Here is an 18,139-nt window from a genome sequence, read left to right on the forward strand (position 1 = left end):
GCACCCTGACGAACCGTTGATGATCTTCCTCCGCGCTGGCCCCGCAGCGGCCGCGGAGGCCGCCCGGAAAGCCCGGAGGCTCCCGGGTCCGGTACCGGACCCGGGAGCCTCCCGGTGCTTCGACTCCCCTGGGATCAGGCGAGGTTGGCGAGCGCCTCGTTGAAGGTCTTGGACGGGCGCATCACCGCCGCGGCCTTGGCCGGGTCCGGCTGGTAGTAGCCGCCGAGGTCGACCGGCGAGCCCTGCACGGCGATCAGCTCGTCGACGATGGTCGTCTCCTGCTCGCCGAGCGCCTTGGCCAGGCCCTCGAACGCCTGGGCCAGCTCGGCGTCGGCGGTCTGCTGGGCCAGCTCCTGGGCCCAGTACAGGGCCAGGTAGAAGTGGCTGCCGCGGTTGTCGATGCCGCCGAGGCGGCGGCTCGGCGACTTGTCCTCGTTGAGGAAGGTGCCGGTGGCGCGGTCCAGGGTGTCGGCCAGCACCTGGGCGCGGGCGTTGCCGGTGCTGGTGGCCAGGTGCTCGAAGCTGGCGGCCAGGGCGAAGAACTCGCCGAGGCTGTCCCAGCGCAGGTAGTTCTCCTTGACCAGCTGCTGGACGTGCTTCGGGGCGGAGCCGCCGGCGCCGGTCTCGAACAGGCCGCCGCCCGCCATCAGCGGGACGACCGACAGCATCTTGGCGCTGGTGCCCAGCTCCAGGATCGGGAACAGGTCGGTCAGGTAGTCGCGCAGCACGTTGCCGGTCACCGAGATGGTGTTCTCGCCGCGGCGGATGCGCTCCAGCGAGAACGTGGTGGCCTCGACCGGGGACTTGATCTCGATCTGCAGGCCGGTGGTGTCGTGCTCCGGCAGGTACTTCTTGACCTTCTCGATCAGGACGGCGTCGTGGGCGCGGTTCTCGTCCAGCCAGAACACCGCCGGGTCGCCGGTGGCGCGGGCGCGGGTGACGGCCAGCTTGACCCAGTCCTGGATCGGCAGGTCCTTGGTCTGGCAGGCGCGGAAGATGTCGCCCGGCTGGACGGCCTGCTCCAGCACCACGTTGCCCTCGGCGTCGACGAGGCGGACGGTGCCGGCCGCGGCGATCTCGAAGGTCTTGTCGTGGCTGCCGTACTCCTCGGCCTTCTGGGCCATCAGACCGACGTTCGGCACGGAGCCGATGGTGGCCGGGTCCAGGGCGCCGTGGGCGCGGCAGTCGTCGATGACGGCCTGGTACACGCCGGAGTAGCTGCTGTCGGGCAGCACGGCGAGGGTGTCGGCCTCCTGGCCGTCCGGGCCCCACATGTGGCCGGAGGTGCGGATCATGGCCGGCATCGAGGCGTCGACGATGACGTCGCTCGGGACGTGCAGGTTGGTGATGCCCTTGTCCGAGTCGACCATCGCCAGGGCCGGGCCCTCGGCGAGCTCGGCCTCGAACGAGGCCTTGATCTCCGCGCCCAGGTGCGGCACGCCGTCCAGGCCGTTGAGGATGCCGCCGAGGCCGTTGTTCGGGTCCAGACCGGCGGCGACCAGCACCTCGCCGTACTTGGCGAAGGTCTTCGGGAAGAAGGCGCGGACCACGTGGCCGAAGATGATCGGGTCGGAGACCTTCATCATGGTGGCCTTGAGGTGGACCGAGAACAGCACGCCCTCGGCCTTGGCGCGCTCGACCTGGGCGGTCAGGAACTCGCGCAGGGCGGCGACGCGCATCACCGAGGCGTCGACGACCTCGCCGGCCAGCACCGGGACGCGCTCGCGCAGCACGGTGGCGCTGCCGTCCTCGGCGACCAGCTCGATGCGCAGCGCGCCGTCGGCGGCGATCACGGCGGACTTCTCGGTGGAGCGGAAGTCGTTCTGGCCCATGGTGGCGACGTTGGTCTCGGAGTCGGCCGACCAGGCGCCCATGCGGTGCGGGTGGGTCTTGGCGTAGTTCTTCACCGAGCCCGGGGCGCGGCGGTCCGAGTTGCCCTCGCGCAGGACGGGGTTGACGGCGCTGCCCTTGACCTTGTCGTAACGGGCGCGGACGTCCTTGTCCTCGTCGGTCTGCGGGTCGTCCGGGTAGTCCGGGAGCGCGTAGCCCTGCGCCTGCAGCTCGGCGACGGCGGCCTTCAGCTGCGGGATGGACGCCGAGATGTTCGGCAGCTTGATGATGTTGGCGCCCGGGGTCTTGGCGAGGTCGCCCAGCTCGGCGAGGGCGTCCTCGATCCGCTGGCCCTCGGCGAGACGCTCCGGGAAGCTCGCGATGATCCGCCCGGCCAGGGAGATGTCGCGGGTCTCCACGCGCACACCCGCCGTCGAGGCGTATGCCTGGACAACCGGCAGGAACGAGTAGGTCGCCAGGGCCGGAGCCTCGTCGGTGTGCGTATAGATGATGGTCGAGTCAGTCATCGGTACTCCGCTTCACGTCTCCAACGTCTTGACGTCAAGATATCTCGTCACGGCCCCCTAGCTCCACCTCCCCCCGCCCCGGAGCGCGCGCCGGGCGCCCCGGGGGCGCGCCGACGGTCAGCTCCACCGTGGTCCCGGGGCGGGTGCGGGGCAAGCGGAGAACGCTCAGACCTCGGTGAACCGGGCCGCCAGCTCCGTCTCGTCGGCGAGGAACCAGAGCTGCCGGCCGCGGTTGCTCTCCCGGACGAAGTCGCGCAGCGGGTCGCTCGCCGCGACGTGGTCGGCGATGTCGCCGAGGACCACGAGGCCGACGCGGTAGTTGACGAACTTCTGCACGATGCCGCCGGCGACCCGGGTGCGCAGCGTGAAGAAGTCCGGGTGCAGCCGGGCGACGGGGACGACCACCCAGGAGGCACCGCGGCCGAACGCGTCGCCGATCACGTCCATGGCGTCCTGCTCCTCGCGGATCGGCGCGCCCTCGGCGGGCAGCCGCAGGACCGTCGTGCCGTACTGCTCGGACATTGCCGTTCTCCCTGGTCGATGTGGATCCGATATGGACCCGATGCGGATCCCGATGCGGATTCGGTGTGACCGACGCCATCCGACGCGGTCGGCGTCAGTGCATGGACGAGGTCATCGTGTGGACGATGCCGAGCAGCGCGGCGGTGTCGGCCGGATCGCCGAGGACGACGAGCCGCAGGGTCTCCCGCTCCTCGTCGTGGATGGTCTCGACGTGCAGCGGCCGGCCGCCCTCGCGCGGGCCGGCGATCGCGGCCATAACGGCGGTGGACAGCCGGTCGGCGGCGGCCCGGTCGACGTTCTCGATCCGGACGACGGCGGACACCTCGGCCCGCCGCGCGCCGGCGCCGGGCGCGGGCGGGGCGGCCGGGGCGCCGGTGAAGGCCTCCAGGTCCGCACGGGCGATCCGGTACTGCTTGCCGATCCTGGCCGCGGCGAGCCGGCCGTCGCGGATGTAACCGCGGACGGTGCGCACGTGCAGGCCGAGCAGTTCGGCCACCTGTTCCACCGAGTAGTACTGCGCCACCTGCGACCATCCTCTCGAACGCCCCCATCCGCAGGAAACATACCATCCGATAGGGATGTTTACGTAATGATAGGGAGTGGTTTAGTCCACTCGGGTGAACCGACCGTCAGGGGTGCGTCAACGCACCCACCCATTCGGTCAACGCCGCGTCAGGACCGGCGACGCCCGGCGGAACCCGGCCTAGCGTCGAAGCAGCAGTTCCGGCAGGCACCACCACCCCACCCGGGAGCACTCGCATGGCCCGCGTCGTCTGGCACGTTCCGGTCACCGTCTCCGGTACCGGCACCACCACCGCCCTCCGCCTCTTCCGCCTGCGCGACGGCCGCCGCTGCGCCGTCGGCTTCTCCAGCCCCGAGTCGCTCGCCGCCCTCTTCGGGCCGGACCAGGCCTTCACCGAACTCGGTGAACCCGCCCTTCGCGCGCTCACCGCCCCGCTCGGCATCGACACCCTCGTCCTCGACCCGCGCCTGGTCGCCCCGCCCGTCACCGCACCCGCCGCCCCGCTCGCCCCCGTCCCGACCGCACAGCTCCAGCACCGGTGACCGCCCTCCAGCTGGTCCCCGAGGACCCGGACCCCGAACCGGAACCACCTGAGCCGGCCCGGGCGCTGCACGCGCTCGCCCGGGTCAGCTACGGGCCGGTCCCGCTCGACTTCGACCGGCTGGCGGCCGAGCACCCGGCCGTCCAGGGCGGACTCTCCCTCGCCGGCGACGCCGACCTGGAGCTCCGCCTCGCCTGCACCGGCCCCGAGGAACTGCGGGCGGTCGCCACCGCCCTCCAGCGCGCCGGGGCCGCCAAGGTCAGGATCGACCTGGTGCTGCGCGCCCTCACCCCCAGCCCCGTCACCCTCCGCCCGGTCCCCTAGGCCTCCTCCTCGCTCCCCGGTCGGACGGCGCCAGGGCCCCGCCCCGGTGCCGTCCGACCGTGATCATTTCCTCGTCCCGCGCCCGCGACGTACCGTCAAGCCCAGAGGCGACGCACCCGGCTTGAGGAGCAGGCACGATGGACCGATTGACGTACGACGAGGTCAAGGCCGCCGGCGAGCGGATCGCCGGGAGGGTGCGGCCGGTCGCGGTCGCCCCCGGGGACGACCGCGGGCGGACCTGGCTGGCGCTGGAGTTCCTTCAGCACACCGGCAGCTTCAAGGCGCGCGGTGCGCAGAACTTCCTGCTCGCGCACGCCGAGGCGGGCACCCTGCCGGAGGCCGGGGTCACCATCGCCTCGGGCGGCAACGCCGGGCTGGCCTGCGCCTGGGCCGCGCGCGAGCTCGGCGTGCGCGCCACGGTGTTCCTGCCCGAGACGGCCTCCCCGGTGAAGCTGGCGCGGCTGCGCTCGTACGGCGCCGACGTGCGGCTGGTCGGCCGGGAGTACGCGGAGGCGCTGGCGGCCTGCGAGGAGTTCGCGGCGGGCAGCGGGGCGCTGGCCTCGCACGCCTACGACCACCCGCTGATCGCCGCCGGCGCGGGCACCGTGCTGGAGGAGATCCGCGCCCGGGTCCCCGGGCTGGACACGGTGGTGGTGTCGGTCGGCGGCGGCGGACTGTTCGCCGGGGTGGCCGTCGCGGCCCGCGAGCACGGCGTCCGGGTGGTCGCGGTGGAGCCGGAGGGCAGCCGGGCCCTGCACGCCGCCCTCGCCGCCGGCCATCCCGTCGACGTCCCGGTGTCCTCCGTGGCCCAGGACGCCCTCGGCGCCCGCCGCGCCACCGCCCTCGCCGTCCACGCCGCCCGCCACGAGGGCGTCCGGTCCGTCCTGGTCGACGACGAGGCCATCGTGCGTGCCCGCCGCCGGCTCTGGGAGGACCGCCGCATCGCCGTCGAGTACGCGGCCTCCACCGCCCTGGCGGCCCTCGACCACGCGGAGGGCGAGCGGGTCGCCGTCCTCCTGTGCGGCGCCAACACCGACCCGTCCGACCTCGCCACCCCCTGACCGACGGCCCCCGGACAGCGGCTTTGGCCGGATCCGTCGTCAAGCACGAAGACCTGCCCGCCGGTTGGGAAACCGGCGGGCAGGTCCCGTTGTCGGCCGGGTGCTACAGGCTCAGCACCGCCCGCAGGGCCCCGGCGACCTCCGCCTCCGGGTCGTCCGCCGCGCCCGTCGAGCGCCAGGCGACGAAGCCGTCCGGCCGGACCAGCACGGCGCCGGCCGGGCCGATCCCGTGCAGCTCCGCGAAGTCCGCGCCCGGCTCCGGCGCCAGGTCGTCCTCGGCGCCGCCGCCGATCCGGTAGGCGTCCAACGGGACGGCCAGCCGGTCGGCCGCCCGCCGCGCCCCGGCCTGCCAGGCCGCGCCCTCGGGGCCGGTGAGCAGCACCATCGCCTGCTCGTACAGGTCCAGCGTGGACAGGCGCACGCCCGCCCGCAGCAGCCACTGGTGCGGGGCCCGGCTGCCCGGCTCCCCGGCCGACTCGAACTTCTCGGGGACGACCGCGCCCGCCGGGTCCGTCCCGATCACCGCGCCCACCGGGTAGCGGTAGCCGAGCGCCACCCCGAGCACCCCGGTCTGCCGCCCGGCACCCGGCACCACCGCGTACCCGGGGTGGCTGTGCTCGGCCGAGCGGGCCGAGGCGCGCTCGCTGGTCACCTGCGCGACCGGGCGGCGCTCCTGCCCGTACGTCTCCAGCAGCTCCGGCCCGGCCCACCCGCAGAGCACCGCGGCGAGCTTCCAGGCCAGGTTGTGCGCGTCCTGGATGCCGGTGTTCGAGCCGAACGCGCCGGTCGGCGACATCTCGTGCGCGGAGTCCCCGGCGAGGAAGACCCGCCCGGCGCCGTACCGCTCGGCCACCCGCTCGGCGGCGTGCCAGGGCGCCCGGCCGGTCACCTCGACGTCGAGCTCCGGCAGGCCGACGGCGGTGCGGATGTGCCGCTCGCAGCGCTCGTCGGTGAACGCCTCCAGCGGCTCACCGTGCTCGGGGTGCCAGGGCGCGTGGAAGACCCACTCCTCCTGGTTGTCCACCGGCAGCAGCGCGCCGTCCGCCTCCGGGTTGGTCAGGTAGCAGGCGATGAAGTGCCGGTCCCCGACCACGTCGGCCAGCCGCTTGGCGCGGAAGGTGATGCTGACGTTGTGGAACAGCTCGCCCTGGCCGCTCTGGCCGATGCCCAGGCGCTCGCGGGCCGGGCTGCGCGGGCCGTCCGCGGCGATCAGGTAGTCCGAGCGCACCCGGCGCTCCTCGCCGGTCTCCCGGCTGCGCAGCACCGAGGTGACGCCCTCGGCGTCCTGCTCGAAGGAGACCAGCTCGGTGTTGAAGCGGACGTCGCCGCCGAGGTCGCGGGTGGCGCGCAGCAGCACCGGCTCGAGGTCGTTCTGGCTGCACAGGCACCACGAGCTGGGGCTGAACCGGGCGAGCCGCCCGCCGGGGTCGATCTCCCGGAACAGCCACTCCTGCTCGGTGCCGGTCAGCGAGGGCGCCTGGAGGATGCCGTGGTTCGGGGCGAGGACCGACGCCGCCTCGCGGATCGCCGGCTCGATCCCGGCCACCCGGTACAGCTCCATCGTGCGGACGTTGTTGCCTCGGCCACGCGGGTGATGCGAGGTGTCGGCGTGCTTCTCGACCAGCAGGTGCCTGACACCCAGTCGGCCGAGGAAGAGCGAGGCCGACAGCCCGACCAGCGACCCTCCCACGATCAGGACCGGCACCCGGTCGTCAACCTTCGGATTCATCAATTGCTCCACCCTGTCAGGGGATTCAGCGGACCGGCGCCTGGGGTCGGGGCCGCCGTCGAGGGGGCCGCACGGCCGGGGGCCCCGCTCTTCCATCCCCCGCCCGAGGGTGCTTGTGCCGCCTCTTCCCCCGGATGGCCCGCAAATATCGCGGCACCCCGGTACGCCGCTCACGATCGACTTCAGGCCTGGCGCCGACCGACCGGGCCGATCGCCGTCGCACCGCCCTCCCAAGCCGGGAGCACCCCCCGGACGCGGCCCACCGCGGCCCGCAACGTGCGGCCCAGAGCAGAAAGTGGATCATGACAACTCTGTCCGAACCGCAGCGGAAGCAGCAGGCCGACTCCGACACCCGGCTCCGGGTGGTACTGATGCTGGAGATCCAGGACGGCGCCCAGCAGCGCTTCCTCGACGTCTACGAGCAGCTGCGCCACCAGGTGGCCTCGGTGCCCGGCCATGTCAGCGACCAGCTGTGCCAGTCGATCAACGACCCCCGCCAGTGGCTGATCACCAGCGAGTGGGAGGACCAGGACACCTTCCTGGAGTGGGTGGACAGCCCCGCCCACCGCGAGATGGTCAAGCCGATGCACGGCTGCGTCAGCGACAACTTCCGCTCGCTGCGCTACGGCATCCTGCGCGAGACCTCGGCGGCCGGCTCCACCGGCACCCGGGCCCCCCTGGAGGTGCCGCCCGGCCTGCCGCGCACCGAGCCCGCCGGGCACGTCGGCCCGCCGAAGGCCGAGCCCGGCCCGGACGGCGTGGTCCGGCACGCGCTCACCTTCACGGTCAAGCCCGGCAGCGAGCACGAGGTGGCCCGGATCCTGTCCGGCTACGCCTCGCCCCGGGCCGAGGTGGACGAGCACACCCGGCTGCACCGCACCTCGCTGTTCATGCACGGCAACCGGGTGGTCCGGGCCGTCGAGGTGGTCGGCAACCTCGGCGACGCGCTGCGCCACGTGGCGATGCAGCCGGAGGTGCGGGCCGTCGAGGAGGCGATCAACCCGTACCTGGAGGAGGCCCGCCAGCTGGGCGACCCGCAGGCCGCGCGCGCCTTCTTCGCCCGGGCCGCGCTGCCGGCGAAGCACCAGGCGATCGCCAGCTCCCCGACCTCCGCCCGGCTGCACCGGCACGCCGTGCTGTACCCCGTCCGCCCGGGCGAGGGGCAGGCCGTCGCCGAGCTGCTCGCCGACTACGACAACCTCGCCACCGCCGACCCGACCGGCCCGGTCGCGGCCAGCACCGTGTTCCACCGGGCGGACGTGGTGGTGCGCCTGGTCGACCTGCGGGTGCCGGCCGAGGCCGACCCGGCGGCCGCCCTCGGCGTGGCGGGCGACCAGGAGGCCGCCGCACTCGGCCGACTGCTCGACCTCGGCCCGCAGGGCGACCTGCGCACCTCCACCGGACTCGCCGCCGCCCTGGCCGCCCGCGCCATGAGCCCGGTCACCGACCGCAGCTCGCAGGACAACTGAAGAACCAGCCGCATCTCTCGGAGGAAGACACCATGACCACGCAGTACCCACGGATCGTGCACGTCGACGAGGCACCGGAGAACCGTCGGCGCGGCGGCGACCTGCGCGCCATGCTCACCCCGACCACCTGCGGGGCGACCAGCGGGTTCATGGGGCTGGCGATCGTCCAGCCCGGCGAGCGGATCGGCGAGCACTACCACCCGTACTCCGAGGAGTTCGTGTTCGTGGTCAGCGGCGACCTGGAGGTGGACCTGGACGGCGAGAGCCGTCCGATCAGGCCCAACCAGGGCCTGATGATCCCGATCAACATGCGCCACCGCTTCCGCAACGTCGGCGACACCGAGGCCCGGATGGTGTTCCACCTCGGCCCGCTCGCCCCCCGCCCCGAACTCGGCCACGTGGACACCGAGGAGACCGGCGCCGCCGGGCCGCCGGAACACGCCAAGGTGGCCTCGTGACCCGGCGCGTCGCCGTCACCGGGATCGGCGTCGTCGCGCCCGGCGGGGTCGGGGTCCCGGCGTTCTGGGAGCTCCTCACCTCCGGCCGCACCGCCACCCGGGGCATCACGCTCTTCGACCCCACCGGGTTCCGCTCCCGGATCGCCGCCGAGGTCGACTTCGACCCGGCGGCCCACGGGCTGGGCCCGGCGGACGTCCAGCGGGCCGACCGCTACGTGCAGTTCGCGATGGTCGCGGCGGACGAGGCGATCGCCGACGCGGGCCTGGACCTGGCCGCCGAGGACCCGTGGCGGATCGCCGTCTCGCTCGGCACCGCCGTCGGCGGCACCACCCGGCTGGAGCACGACTACGCCCTGGTCAGCGCCGGCGGCGCCCGCTGGGACGTCGACCACCAGCGGGCCGATCCGCAGCTGCACCGGGCCTTCGCGCCCAGCACGCTGGCCTCCACGGTCGCCGAGCGCACCGGCGCGCACGGCCCGGTGCAGACCGTCTCCACCGGCTGCACCTCCGGCCTCGACGCGATCGGCTACGGCTTCCAGGCCGTCGAGGAGGGGCGCGCCGACATCTGCATCGCCGGCGCCTCCGACTCGCCGATCTCGCCGATCACCGTCGCCTGCTTCGACGCCATCAAGGCCACCAGCGAGCGCAACGACGACCCGGAGCACGCCTCCCGGCCCTTCGACGCCCACCGGGACGGCTTCGTCCTCGGCGAGGGCGGCGCCGTCCTGGTGCTGGAGGAACTGGAGCACGCCCGCCGCCGCGGCGCCCGGATCTACGGCGAGATCGGCGGCTTCGCCACCTTCGGCAACGCCTACCACATGACCGGCCTCACCCAGGAGGGGCTGGAGATGTCCCGGGCGATCGACGACGCGCTCGCCCACGCCCGGGTGGACCGCACCGACGTCGGCTACGTCAACGCGCACGGTTCGGGCACCAAGCAGAACGACCGGCACGAGACCGCCGCCGTCAAGCGCTCGCTCGGCGCCCACGCCTACCGGACGCCGATGAGCTCCATCAAGTCGATGGTCGGGCACTCGCTCGGCGCGATCGGCGCCATCGAGGTGGTCGCCTGCACCCTGGCGCTGGCCCACGGCGTGGTGCCGCCGACCGCCAACTACGAGACTCCGGACCCGGAGTGCGACCTCGACTACGTGCCGCGCACCGCGCGCGAGCTGCCGCTGAGCCACATCCTCTCGGTCGGCAGCGGATTCGGCGGATTCCAGTCCGCCGTCGTGCTCAACAGAACGGGGTGAGTGTCATGACGTCACGTCAGCAGGGCCGCCGGGCGGTGGTCACCGGCCTCGGCGTGGTGGCGCCGAACGGCGTTGGGGCCGACGCCTTCTGGAAGGCCACCAGGCAGGGCGTGAGCGTCCTCGACCGGATCACCCGCGAGGGCTGCGACGGGCTGCCGCTGCGCGTCGCCGGCCAGGTGCGGGACTTCGACCCGCGGGCCGCGATCGACAGCCGGTACCTGGTGCAGACCGACCGGTTCACGCACTACGCGATGGCCGCCGCCGACCTGGCGGTGGCGGACGCCGGATTCCACCCCGACCCCGAGCATCCCTTCGCGGTCGGGGTGGTGACCGCGGCCGGCTCCGGCGGCGGCGAGTTCGGCCAGCGCGAGCTCCAGCAGCTCTGGGGCAAGGGGCCGCAGTTCGTCGGCCCGTACCAGTCCATCGCCTGGTTCTACGCCGCCAGCACCGGCCAGATCTCGATCCGCGGCGGCTACAAGGGTCCGTGCGGGGTGGTCGCCAGCGACGAGGCCGGCGGCCTGGACGCGCTCGCGCACGCGGCCCGCACGATCGAGCGCGGCACCGACGCGGTGGTGGCCGGCGCCGCCGAGGCACCGCTGGCGCCGTACTCGATGGTCTGCCAGCTCGGCTACCCGGAGGTCAGCCTCGCCGGGCAGCCCGACCGGGCCTATCTGCCGTTCACCGCGCAGGCCTGCGGCTTCGCCCCCGCCGAGGGCGGCGCGATGCTGCTGCTGGAGGACGAGCAGGCGGCCCGGCTGCGCGGCGCCGCCGTCCGGGCCCACCTGGCCGGACACGGCTCCACCTTCACCGGGGCCTCCCGCTGGGAGGAGTCCCGCGAGGGGCTGGCCGCCGCGATCCGCATCGCCCTGGACGAGGCCAGGATCGCGCCCGAGGAGATCGACGTGGTCTTCGCGGACGCGCTCGGCGTTCCGGCCGCCGACCGGGCCGAGGCGCTCGCACTGGCCGACGCGCTCGGCCCGGCGGCCGAACGCGTCCCGGTCACCGCCCCCAAGTCCGGCACCGGACGGGCCTACTGCGGCGCGCCGATGCTGGACGTGGCGGCCGCCGTCCTGGCCATGGAGGACGGCGTGCTGCCGCCCACCCCGAACGTCACCGAGGTCAGCCACGACCTCGCCCTGGTGACCGGCCGCGCCCGTCCGGCCGAACTGCGCACCGCACTGGTGCTCAGCCGCGGGCTGATGGGTTCCAACTCCGCACTGGTGCTCCGGTGCGGAGACCGGCCCTGAATCCGCACCCGCAACTCCACCGAAGGGACATCCCGTGAGCAACACCCTCAGCTATCACGAGCTGGCCGCCCTGATCCAGGCCCGGGCCGGCGTCACCGTCGACCCGCTGCACCTGGAGCGCCCGGGCGCGCAGTTCGACGAGTTCGGCGTCGACTCGCTCGGCCTGCTCGGCGTCGTCGGCGAACTGGAGAACCGGCACGGCCTCAAGGTCACCTCGGGCGCCGAGTCCGCCAAGACCCCGGCCGAGTTCCTGCAGCTCGTCAACACCTCCTTCCTCTCCCCGAAAGCTGGTGCCTGAGATGCCCGGACACACCGACAACGAGATCGTCATCGCCGCCCCCCTCGACCTGGTCTGGGAGATCACCAACGACCTGGAGAACTGGCCGGACCTCTTCAGCGAGTACGCCTCGGTGGACGTGCTGGAGCGCGACGGCGACAGCGTCCGCTTCCGGCTCACCATGCACCCGGACGAGAACGGCCAGGTGTGGAGCTGGGTCTCCGAGCGCACCACCGACAAGTCCTCGCTCGCGGTGCGCGCCCGCCGCGTCGAGCCCGGCCCGTTCGAGTTCATGGACATCCGCTGGGAGTACGCCGAGGTCCCGGCCGGGACGAGGATGCGCTGGATCCAGGACTTCGCGATGAAGCCCACCGCCCCGGTCGACGACCACGGCATGGTCAACCACATCAACCGCAACTCCCGGATCCAACTGGAGCTGATCCGCGAGAAGGTCGAGAAGCGGGCGGCGGAGCGGTGACCGGAATGCACCGCGCCCTGATCGTCGCCCGGATGAAGCCCGAGGCCGCACCGGACATCGCCGAGGTGTTCGCCACGTCCGACCAGGGCGAACTGCCGCACCTGATCGGCGTCACCGGCCGCAGCCTGTTCCAGTTCGGCGACGTCTACCTGCACCTCATCGAGGCCGACCGCCCGCCGGGCCCGGCCGTCGCCAAGGTCATCGGCCACCCGGAGTTCCGGTCCGTCAGTGACCAGTTGACCGCCTTCGTCCAGGCCTACGACCCGGCCACCTGGCGCGAGCCGAAGGACGCCATGGCGCACGAGTTCTACCGCTGGGACCGCTGACCCCGTCCCACCCGTCCCGCTCGTCCTGGGCCCGCCCCCGGCCATCCGCCGGGGGCGGGCCCACGTGCGCGTCCGGCTCGACCGGACGTGGCGTCAGCGCCGTCCGAGCCGGCCCGACGCGGCGTCAGTGCCGCCCACGTCCGCCCGACGGCACGTCAGCACCATCCGAGCCCGCCCGACGCGGTGTCAGTGCCATCCCGGGCCTGCCCGACGTCGCGTCAGCACCATCCGGGCTTGTCCGACGCGGCGTCAGTGCCTTCTGGACGGGCCCGACACGCCGTCAGCACAGGACCGACTCGGCCCGGACCGCCGCGAATCCTTTTCACCCGTCTCACTGGGGCACCCGGGTGAACCGGGCCGGGACTCCACTCGAATCGAGCACAGTCCGTACCCAAGTCGCCACTCTCCGGTGGCGGCGGACGTCGCGGTGGTTGACGGTGAATCAGACGCAGTTCCCACGAATTCCCTTGTCCGGCGCCGTGCCGGCGATCGCGGGCCTGTGTATCGGAAGGATCAACCTCATGCGTTCTGCACGCACTCTGCTCGCCGGGGCGGCTGTCGCCGCCGTTCTCACCGTCGGCACCCCCATGGCCTTCGCCGACGGCTCCGCCGACCAGGCGAAGAGCCTCACCTCGCAGGACCAGTCCGACCGCGGCGACGAGCACGGCCGTGGCGACGACCGTGGCGACGAGCACGGCCGCGGCGAGGGTCGTGGCGACGAGCACGGCCGTGGCGAAGGCCGCGGCGACGAGCACGGCCGCGGCGAGGGTCGTGGCGACGAGCACGGCCGCGGCGAAGGCCGTGGCGACGAGCACGGCCGCGGCGAAGGCCGTGGCGACGAGCACGGCCGCGGCGGCGACAAGGGCGGCGAGGGCCGCGGCGGCGACAAGGGCGGCGAGGGCCGGGGCGGCGAGCACGGCCGCGGTGGCGAGCACGGCCGCAAGGGCCCGCACGGCGGCGTGCACGCCGGCGGTGGCGGCCTGGCCGTGGCCGAGACCGGCACCACGCTGTCCGGTGGCGGCCTCGCCTCCGGTGCCGTCCTGCTGATCGGCGGCCTCGGGGCCGGCGCGTACGCGCTGCGCCGCAACCGCCGCAACACCGGCGCCACCATCTGACGTCCGGCATCTGACGCCGCCCCCACGCGCCTCCCCACCAGGGCGGCGCGCACGGGGGCGGCGGGTCGTTTTGGACCTTCTGGACCTTTCGGACTTTTTCGGGCCGCCACCGGCCCGGCTGCGCATGGGAATGGAGAAAGAGGAGCGATGGGCGGTCCCGTCCCTGGAATGTCCCGACTGCTGCGCACCGGCATCGGTGCGGCGGCGGTCGGCCTGCTGCTGATGTACAACTCGGTCGACACCACGCCGAGAGCCAACTCGGCGTCCCGCATGACCCGTCCCCCGGCGATCGTCGCGCCGGCCACCCCCCGCCCGTCCGCACCGGCCACCACCCCCGCGGACGCCCCCGCGGAGGCCCCTGCGGAGGCCGCCGAGGACCCGGCCCCCGCGCCACCGTCGCTGGGCCGCGCCAATCCGACCCGGCTGCGGATCCCGCAGATCGGCGTCGACGCCCCGTTCACCGAGCTGACGCTCGATCCGGAGGGCCAGCTCACCGCGCCGCCGCCGGACGACGACAACCTGGTCGGCTGGTACCGGGACGGCGTCTCCCCGGGCGAGCTCGGTAGCTCGGTGGTCGCCGGGCACGTGGACACCACCACGGGCCCGGCGGTGTTCGTGATGCTGAGCCAGATGCAACCGGACCAGCAGATCGAGGTGGAGCGCGCGGACGGCACGGTCGCGGTGTTCTCGGTGGACTCGGTGGAGGCCTTCCCCAAGAACGCCTTCCCGGACGACAAGGTGTACGGCCAGACGCCCGACGCCCAGCTGCGGCTGATCACCTGCGGCGGTGCGTACGACAAGGGCCAGAAGGACTACTCGGACAACGTGGTGGTCTTCGCGCACCTGGACTCCTCGCACCCGGCCTGACCGGCAACGCGAACGACCGCCGCCCCCAACTCCCGGGGGGACGGCGGTCGTTCGCGTGGGGGCCGGTGCTCAGCCGCGCACGGTGGCCTCGAAGGCGTGCAGGTAGGGGTTGACCGGGTGGACGTCCGCGACGTCCAGTCCGGCGTCCTCCATCAGCCGCACCATGCTCTCCTTGGAGTGCTTGGCGCCGCCGACGTTGAGCAGCAGCATCAGGTCCATCGCGGTGGTGAAGCGCATCGACGGGCTGTCGTCGACCAGGTTCTCCACCACCACGACGCGGGCGCCGGGCCGGGCCGCGGCGACCACGTTGGCGAGGGTGCGGCGGGTGCTCTCGTCGTCCCACTCCAGGATGTTCTTGATGATGTAGAGGTCGGCGCGGACCGGGATCTCCACCCGGCAGTCACCGGGCACCAGTCGGGCGCGGGCCGAGAAGGCGCCGCCGTCCTGGAGCCGGGGTTCGGCGCCGGCGACCACCTTGGGCAGGTCGAGCAGGGTGCCGTGCAGCGCCGGGTGCTTCTCCAGCAGGCTGGCCAGCACGTGCCCCTGGCCGCCGCCGATGTCCGCCACCGAGTCGACGCCGGTGAGGTCCAGGTACTCGGCGAGGTCGTGGGCGGACTGCCGGCTGGAGGTGGTCATCGCCTTGTCGAAGACCTTCGCGGAGTCGCCCGCGTCGCTGTGCAGGTAGTCGAAGAACTCCTTGCCGAACAGTTCGGGGAAGACGTTGCGGCCGGAGCGGACCGCCTCGTCCAGCTTGGGCCAGGCCTCCCAGGTCCACGGCTCGGTGCACCAGAGGGAGATGTAGCGCAGCGAGTTGGGGGCGTCCTCGCGCAGCAGGCGGGACATCTCGGTGTGCTCGAAGCGGTCGTCGGAGGTCTCGGAGAAGATGCCGTAGCAGGTGAGCGCGCGCAGCAGGCGGCGCAGCGGCAGGGGCTCGGTGTCGAGGGCGGCGGCGAGATCGGTGAGGCTGGTCGGGGTGTCGCCGAGCACGTCGGCGACACCGAGCCGGGCGGCCGCGCGGACGGCGGCGGCGCAGGCGGCGCCGAAGACGAGCTCGCGCAGGCGCATCGCGGCCTGGGGAGTCGGGGGCGGTGCGATCGTCATGGGAGGTCTTCCTTGTCGACGGGGGCGGGGGTGCCGGGGGCGCGTGCCGGGGGCGGGTCGTACCGGATGCGGGTCGTACCGGGAGCGGGTGCCGCGGCTCAGCAGCGGCCGAACGGCTCGGACCGCGCGCAGGTGTTTCGGGCGAACGCGTTCTCGCCGGTGTCGCGGTCGGCGATGTCGGCCGGGCTGTTGCCGCTCAGGTGGTTGTCGGCGACGGTGTTGCGGGCGTTGGCGACGCCGACGACGCTCTTGAAGAGGACGATCCCGCCGGAGAAGTCCGAGCTGCCGACGTTGTCGTGGACCTCGTTGTCGGTGACCCGGGCGTCCTCGACCCCGGTGAGCACGATGCCCGCGCCCTGGATGGCGCCCAGCCGCGGGTTGGCCGGGCAGAACATGTTGTTGGCGACGACCTCGTTGCGGCGCACGTCGAGGTCCCCGGCCCGGGGCACGCCCTCGTCGCCGACCACGAAGACGCCGGCGCAGTTGCCGCGGAGCTCGTTGTCCTGGACGGCCAGCCCGCGCAGTCGGCGGACGGTGACGCCGACCCGGTTCTCGGTCAGCTCGTTGCCCTCCACGACGGTGCCCCCGGTGTCGGGCGCGCCGCCCTCGCGGTAGGCGTAGTTGGCGAGGAAGACACCGGACTGGCCGTTGTGGGTCGCGCGGTTGCCGACGATCCGGGCCCGGGTGGAGATCTCCTGGCTGATGCCCTGCTGGGCGTTGTCGTGGACGTAGGTGTCGCGCACGGTCAGGCCGGTGGTACCGCTGGCGTCGATGCCGTTCTTGCGGAAGCCGGTGACGGCGAGGGTCTCGATGGTGACGTCCGGCAGCGGGGCCGCCTCGGTGCCGTCGACGCACAGGCCGTGTCCGGCGGTGGCGCAGGCGTTCTCGGTACCGTCCCCGGGGGTGATCACGCTGTCCGCGCCGGCGCCGCGCAGGGTGAGGCCCGGGGTGGTGATGCGGACGCTGCCGGGGTAGGTGCCGGCGAGCAGTTGGACGGTGTCGCCGGGGAGGGCGGCGTCGACGGCCTGCTGAATCGATTCGCCCGGCTGGACGACGTGCAGCCCGTCGGCGGCGTGCGCCGCGGGCACGGTGGCCAGGCCGGCGAGGACGGTGGTCAGGGCGGTGGCGGCGGCGGTGGCCGCGGCGAAGTGGTGGACCCGTCGCGTGGGCATGAGTGGTGACCTGTTCTTTCCGGCGCGCTCGCCGGTGTGCGGCCGGAGCCTGCCGGGCGGCGCGCTAGGTACGCGGTGTCTGTTGTTACACGGTGTGCGGGGGTGGTGACGGCCGGTGGGTGCGGCCGACTCGACGCTATGGGCCGCCGGGTGGGCCCGCCACCAGGGCTGGGCTGCGGGACTGACGGGGCGTCGGCCGGTGGTGGGACGGCCCGGCGTGGCGCGTACGGCGCGGCGCGCTCCGGACCACGCCGCACGGCACGCCCTCGGACCGCCCCCGGCACCGCCCCCGGCACCGCCGGCCGGGCCGCGTGCCACCGCCGGCCGGCGGCGTGACATCCTCGGGGCCATGACCACCGCACCCGCAGCGCCCCTCGGCACCCTCCGCAACCCGGTCGGCGCCCACGTTCCGGTGGCCGCCCGCGGGCTGGCCGGAACGGGGCTGGCGTACGCGCGCCGGGTCGGCGCCGAGACCGTGCAGGTGTTCGTGGCCAACCCGCGCGGCTGGGCCACCCCGCCGGGCAACCCCGCGCAGGACGAGGAGTTCCGGGCGGCCTGCGCCGAGCAGGCACTCCCCGCCTGGGTGCACGCCCCGTACCTGATCAATTTCGGCTCGGACAACCCGGCCACCCGCGAGCGCTCGGCCGACTCGCTGCGGCACTCGCTGCGCCGCGGCCACGCGATCGGCGCGCTGGGCGTCGTCCTGCACACCGGGTCGGCGGTCGGCACGGCGCCCGGCGGCGGCTCCCGGCGGGCCGAGGCGATGGCACAGGTCCGGGCCGACGTGCGGCCGCTGCTGGACGAACTGGACGCCCTCGGCGAGGACGCGCCCTGGCTGCTGCTGGAGCCGACGGCGGGCCAGGGCAGCTCGCTCTGCTCCCGGCTGGAGGAGCTCGCCGAGTACGTCGAGGCGCTGGACGGGCACCCGAAGGTCGGCGTCTGCCTGGACACCTGCCACGCCTTCGCCGCCGGGCACGACCTGGCCGTACCGGGCGGGGTGACGGCCGCGCTGGACGCCCTGGCGTCGGCGGCCGGGCCGGGCCGGCTGCGGCTGATCCACGCCAACGACTCCGAGGACGTCGTCGGCGCGCGCAAGGACCGGCACGCCAACATCGGCGCCGGGATGATCGGCGCGGAACCGTTCCGCGAGCTGTTCGAGCACCCGGAGACGGCCGGTGTCCCGCTGCTGGTGGAGACCCCGGACCGCAAGCACGGCGGGGACGGCACCGGGCACGCGATGGACATCGCCGTACTGAAGGAACTGCGCGAGCGGGCTGCCGCCCCCGCCCGGCCGGCCTGACCTGCTCGGCCCGCCGCTC

At 73.8% G+C, this 18,139-nt stretch carries 19 protein-coding genes; 13 read left to right on the forward strand and 6 right to left on the reverse strand.

What is annotated here, in order from left to right:
* Positions 1-134 precede the first annotated feature (134 nt).
* The 3 genes from AB0P03_RS16920 to AB0P03_RS16930 form a co-directional block, all read right to left on the reverse strand.
* Complete coding sequence (locus AB0P03_RS16920) at positions 135-2,357, reverse strand: NADP-dependent isocitrate dehydrogenase (protein ID WP_363586001.1); 2,223 nt, start codon at positions 2,355-2,357, stop codon at positions 135-137.
* A gap of 165 nt (positions 2,358-2,522) precedes the next feature.
* Positions 2,523-2,879 (reverse strand): DUF4180 domain-containing protein, encoded by a 357-nt coding sequence (locus tag AB0P03_RS16925; RefSeq protein WP_363586000.1) that lies wholly within the window; start codon positions 2,877-2,879, stop codon positions 2,523-2,525.
* Between the two features lie 94 nt (positions 2,880-2,973).
* Positions 2,974-3,402 (reverse strand): helix-turn-helix domain-containing protein, encoded by a 429-nt coding sequence (locus AB0P03_RS16930; RefSeq protein ID WP_363629467.1) that lies wholly within the window; start codon positions 3,400-3,402, stop codon positions 2,974-2,976.
* A gap of 236 nt (positions 3,403-3,638) precedes the next feature.
* On the opposite strand from AB0P03_RS16930, the gene AB0P03_RS16935 reads away from it, so the two are divergent.
* From AB0P03_RS16935 to AB0P03_RS16945, 3 genes are all read left to right on the forward strand, one after another.
* Positions 3,639-3,944, forward strand: a complete 306-nt coding sequence (locus tag AB0P03_RS16935; RefSeq protein WP_363585998.1) for an SAV_915 family protein — start codon at positions 3,639-3,641, stop codon at positions 3,942-3,944.
* A complete protein-coding gene (locus AB0P03_RS16940) occupies positions 3,941-4,267 on the forward strand; it encodes a hypothetical protein (RefSeq protein ID WP_363629469.1) in 327 nt (108 codons plus the stop codon). Before AB0P03_RS16935 ends, AB0P03_RS16940 begins: the two co-directional genes overlap by 4 nt.
* Positions 4,268-4,404: 137 nt before the next feature.
* Positions 4,405-5,328 (forward strand): serine/threonine dehydratase, encoded by a 924-nt coding sequence (locus AB0P03_RS16945; protein ID WP_363585996.1) that lies wholly within the window; start codon positions 4,405-4,407, stop codon positions 5,326-5,328.
* A gap of 103 nt (positions 5,329-5,431) precedes the next feature.
* On the opposite strand, the gene AB0P03_RS16950 is transcribed toward AB0P03_RS16945, so the two are convergent.
* Positions 5,432-7,057 carry an FAD-dependent monooxygenase gene (locus AB0P03_RS16950; RefSeq protein ID WP_363620999.1) on the reverse strand — a complete coding sequence of 542 codons (1,626 nt, stop codon included), beginning with the start codon at positions 7,055-7,057 and terminating at the stop codon, positions 5,432-5,434.
* 302 nt (positions 7,058-7,359) lie between these two features.
* On the opposite strand from AB0P03_RS16950, the gene AB0P03_RS16955 reads away from it, so the two are divergent.
* From AB0P03_RS16955 to AB0P03_RS16995, 9 genes are all read left to right on the forward strand, one after another.
* A complete protein-coding gene (locus AB0P03_RS16955) occupies positions 7,360-8,526 on the forward strand; it encodes a SchA/CurD-like domain-containing protein (RefSeq protein ID WP_363585994.1) in 1,167 nt (388 codons plus the stop codon).
* 32 nt (positions 8,527-8,558) lie between these two features.
* Positions 8,559-8,984 (forward strand): cupin domain-containing protein, encoded by a 426-nt coding sequence (locus AB0P03_RS16960; RefSeq protein WP_350879141.1) that lies wholly within the window; start codon positions 8,559-8,561, stop codon positions 8,982-8,984.
* Positions 8,981-10,237, forward strand: coding sequence for a beta-ketoacyl-[acyl-carrier-protein] synthase family protein (locus AB0P03_RS16965; protein WP_363585993.1), 1,257 nt, complete (start codon positions 8,981-8,983; stop codon positions 10,235-10,237). Before AB0P03_RS16960 ends, AB0P03_RS16965 begins: the two co-directional genes overlap by 4 nt.
* Before the next feature lie 5 nt (positions 10,238-10,242).
* Positions 10,243-11,484 carry a beta-ketoacyl synthase N-terminal-like domain-containing protein gene (locus AB0P03_RS16970; RefSeq protein ID WP_363585992.1) on the forward strand — a complete coding sequence of 414 codons (1,242 nt, stop codon included), beginning with the start codon at positions 10,243-10,245 and terminating at the stop codon, positions 11,482-11,484.
* Between the two features lie 34 nt (positions 11,485-11,518).
* The gene (locus tag AB0P03_RS16975; protein ID WP_363585991.1) at positions 11,519-11,782 is read left to right on the forward strand and encodes an acyl carrier protein; all 264 of its coding nucleotides are present in this window, start codon (positions 11,519-11,521) and stop codon (positions 11,780-11,782) included.
* 1 nt (position 11,783) lies between these two features.
* The gene (locus tag AB0P03_RS16980; RefSeq protein WP_363585990.1) at positions 11,784-12,239 is read left to right on the forward strand and encodes an SRPBCC family protein; all 456 of its coding nucleotides are present in this window, start codon (positions 11,784-11,786) and stop codon (positions 12,237-12,239) included.
* Between the two features lie 5 nt (positions 12,240-12,244).
* Positions 12,245-12,565, forward strand: a complete 321-nt coding sequence (locus AB0P03_RS16985; RefSeq protein WP_063351612.1) for a TcmI family type II polyketide cyclase — start codon at positions 12,245-12,247, stop codon at positions 12,563-12,565.
* Between the two features lie 521 nt (positions 12,566-13,086).
* Positions 13,087-13,680: a hypothetical protein gene (locus AB0P03_RS16990; protein ID WP_363585989.1), complete on the forward strand. Its 594-nt coding sequence runs from the start codon at positions 13,087-13,089 to the stop codon at positions 13,678-13,680.
* Between the two features lie 168 nt (positions 13,681-13,848).
* The gene (locus AB0P03_RS16995) at positions 13,849-14,547 is read left to right on the forward strand and encodes a class F sortase (protein WP_363585988.1); all 699 of its coding nucleotides are present in this window, start codon (positions 13,849-13,851) and stop codon (positions 14,545-14,547) included.
* 69 nt (positions 14,548-14,616) lie between these two features.
* Here AB0P03_RS16995 and AB0P03_RS17000 read toward each other — a convergent pair whose 3' ends face one another.
* Together AB0P03_RS17000 and AB0P03_RS17005 are read right to left on the reverse strand one after the other, a co-directional pair.
* Positions 14,617-15,648, reverse strand: a complete 1,032-nt coding sequence (locus AB0P03_RS17000) for a methyltransferase (RefSeq protein ID WP_363585987.1) — start codon at positions 15,646-15,648, stop codon at positions 14,617-14,619.
* Positions 15,649-15,746: 98 nt separating this feature from the next.
* Positions 15,747-16,820, reverse strand: a complete 1,074-nt coding sequence (locus AB0P03_RS17005; RefSeq protein ID WP_363629470.1) for a right-handed parallel beta-helix repeat-containing protein — start codon at positions 16,818-16,820, stop codon at positions 15,747-15,749.
* A 349-nt stretch (positions 16,821-17,169) separates the two neighbouring features.
* Here AB0P03_RS17005 and AB0P03_RS17010 point away from each other — a divergent pair, with 349 nt between their 5' ends.
* Positions 17,170-18,120, forward strand: a complete 951-nt coding sequence (locus AB0P03_RS17010; RefSeq protein WP_363585985.1) for a deoxyribonuclease IV — start codon at positions 17,170-17,172, stop codon at positions 18,118-18,120.
* The last annotated feature ends 19 nt before the right edge of the window (positions 18,121-18,139 follow it).

This window comes from Kitasatospora sp. NPDC088779, assembly GCF_040685395.1.
Taxonomy (GTDB): domain Bacteria; phylum Actinomycetota; class Actinomycetes; order Streptomycetales; family Streptomycetaceae; genus Kitasatospora.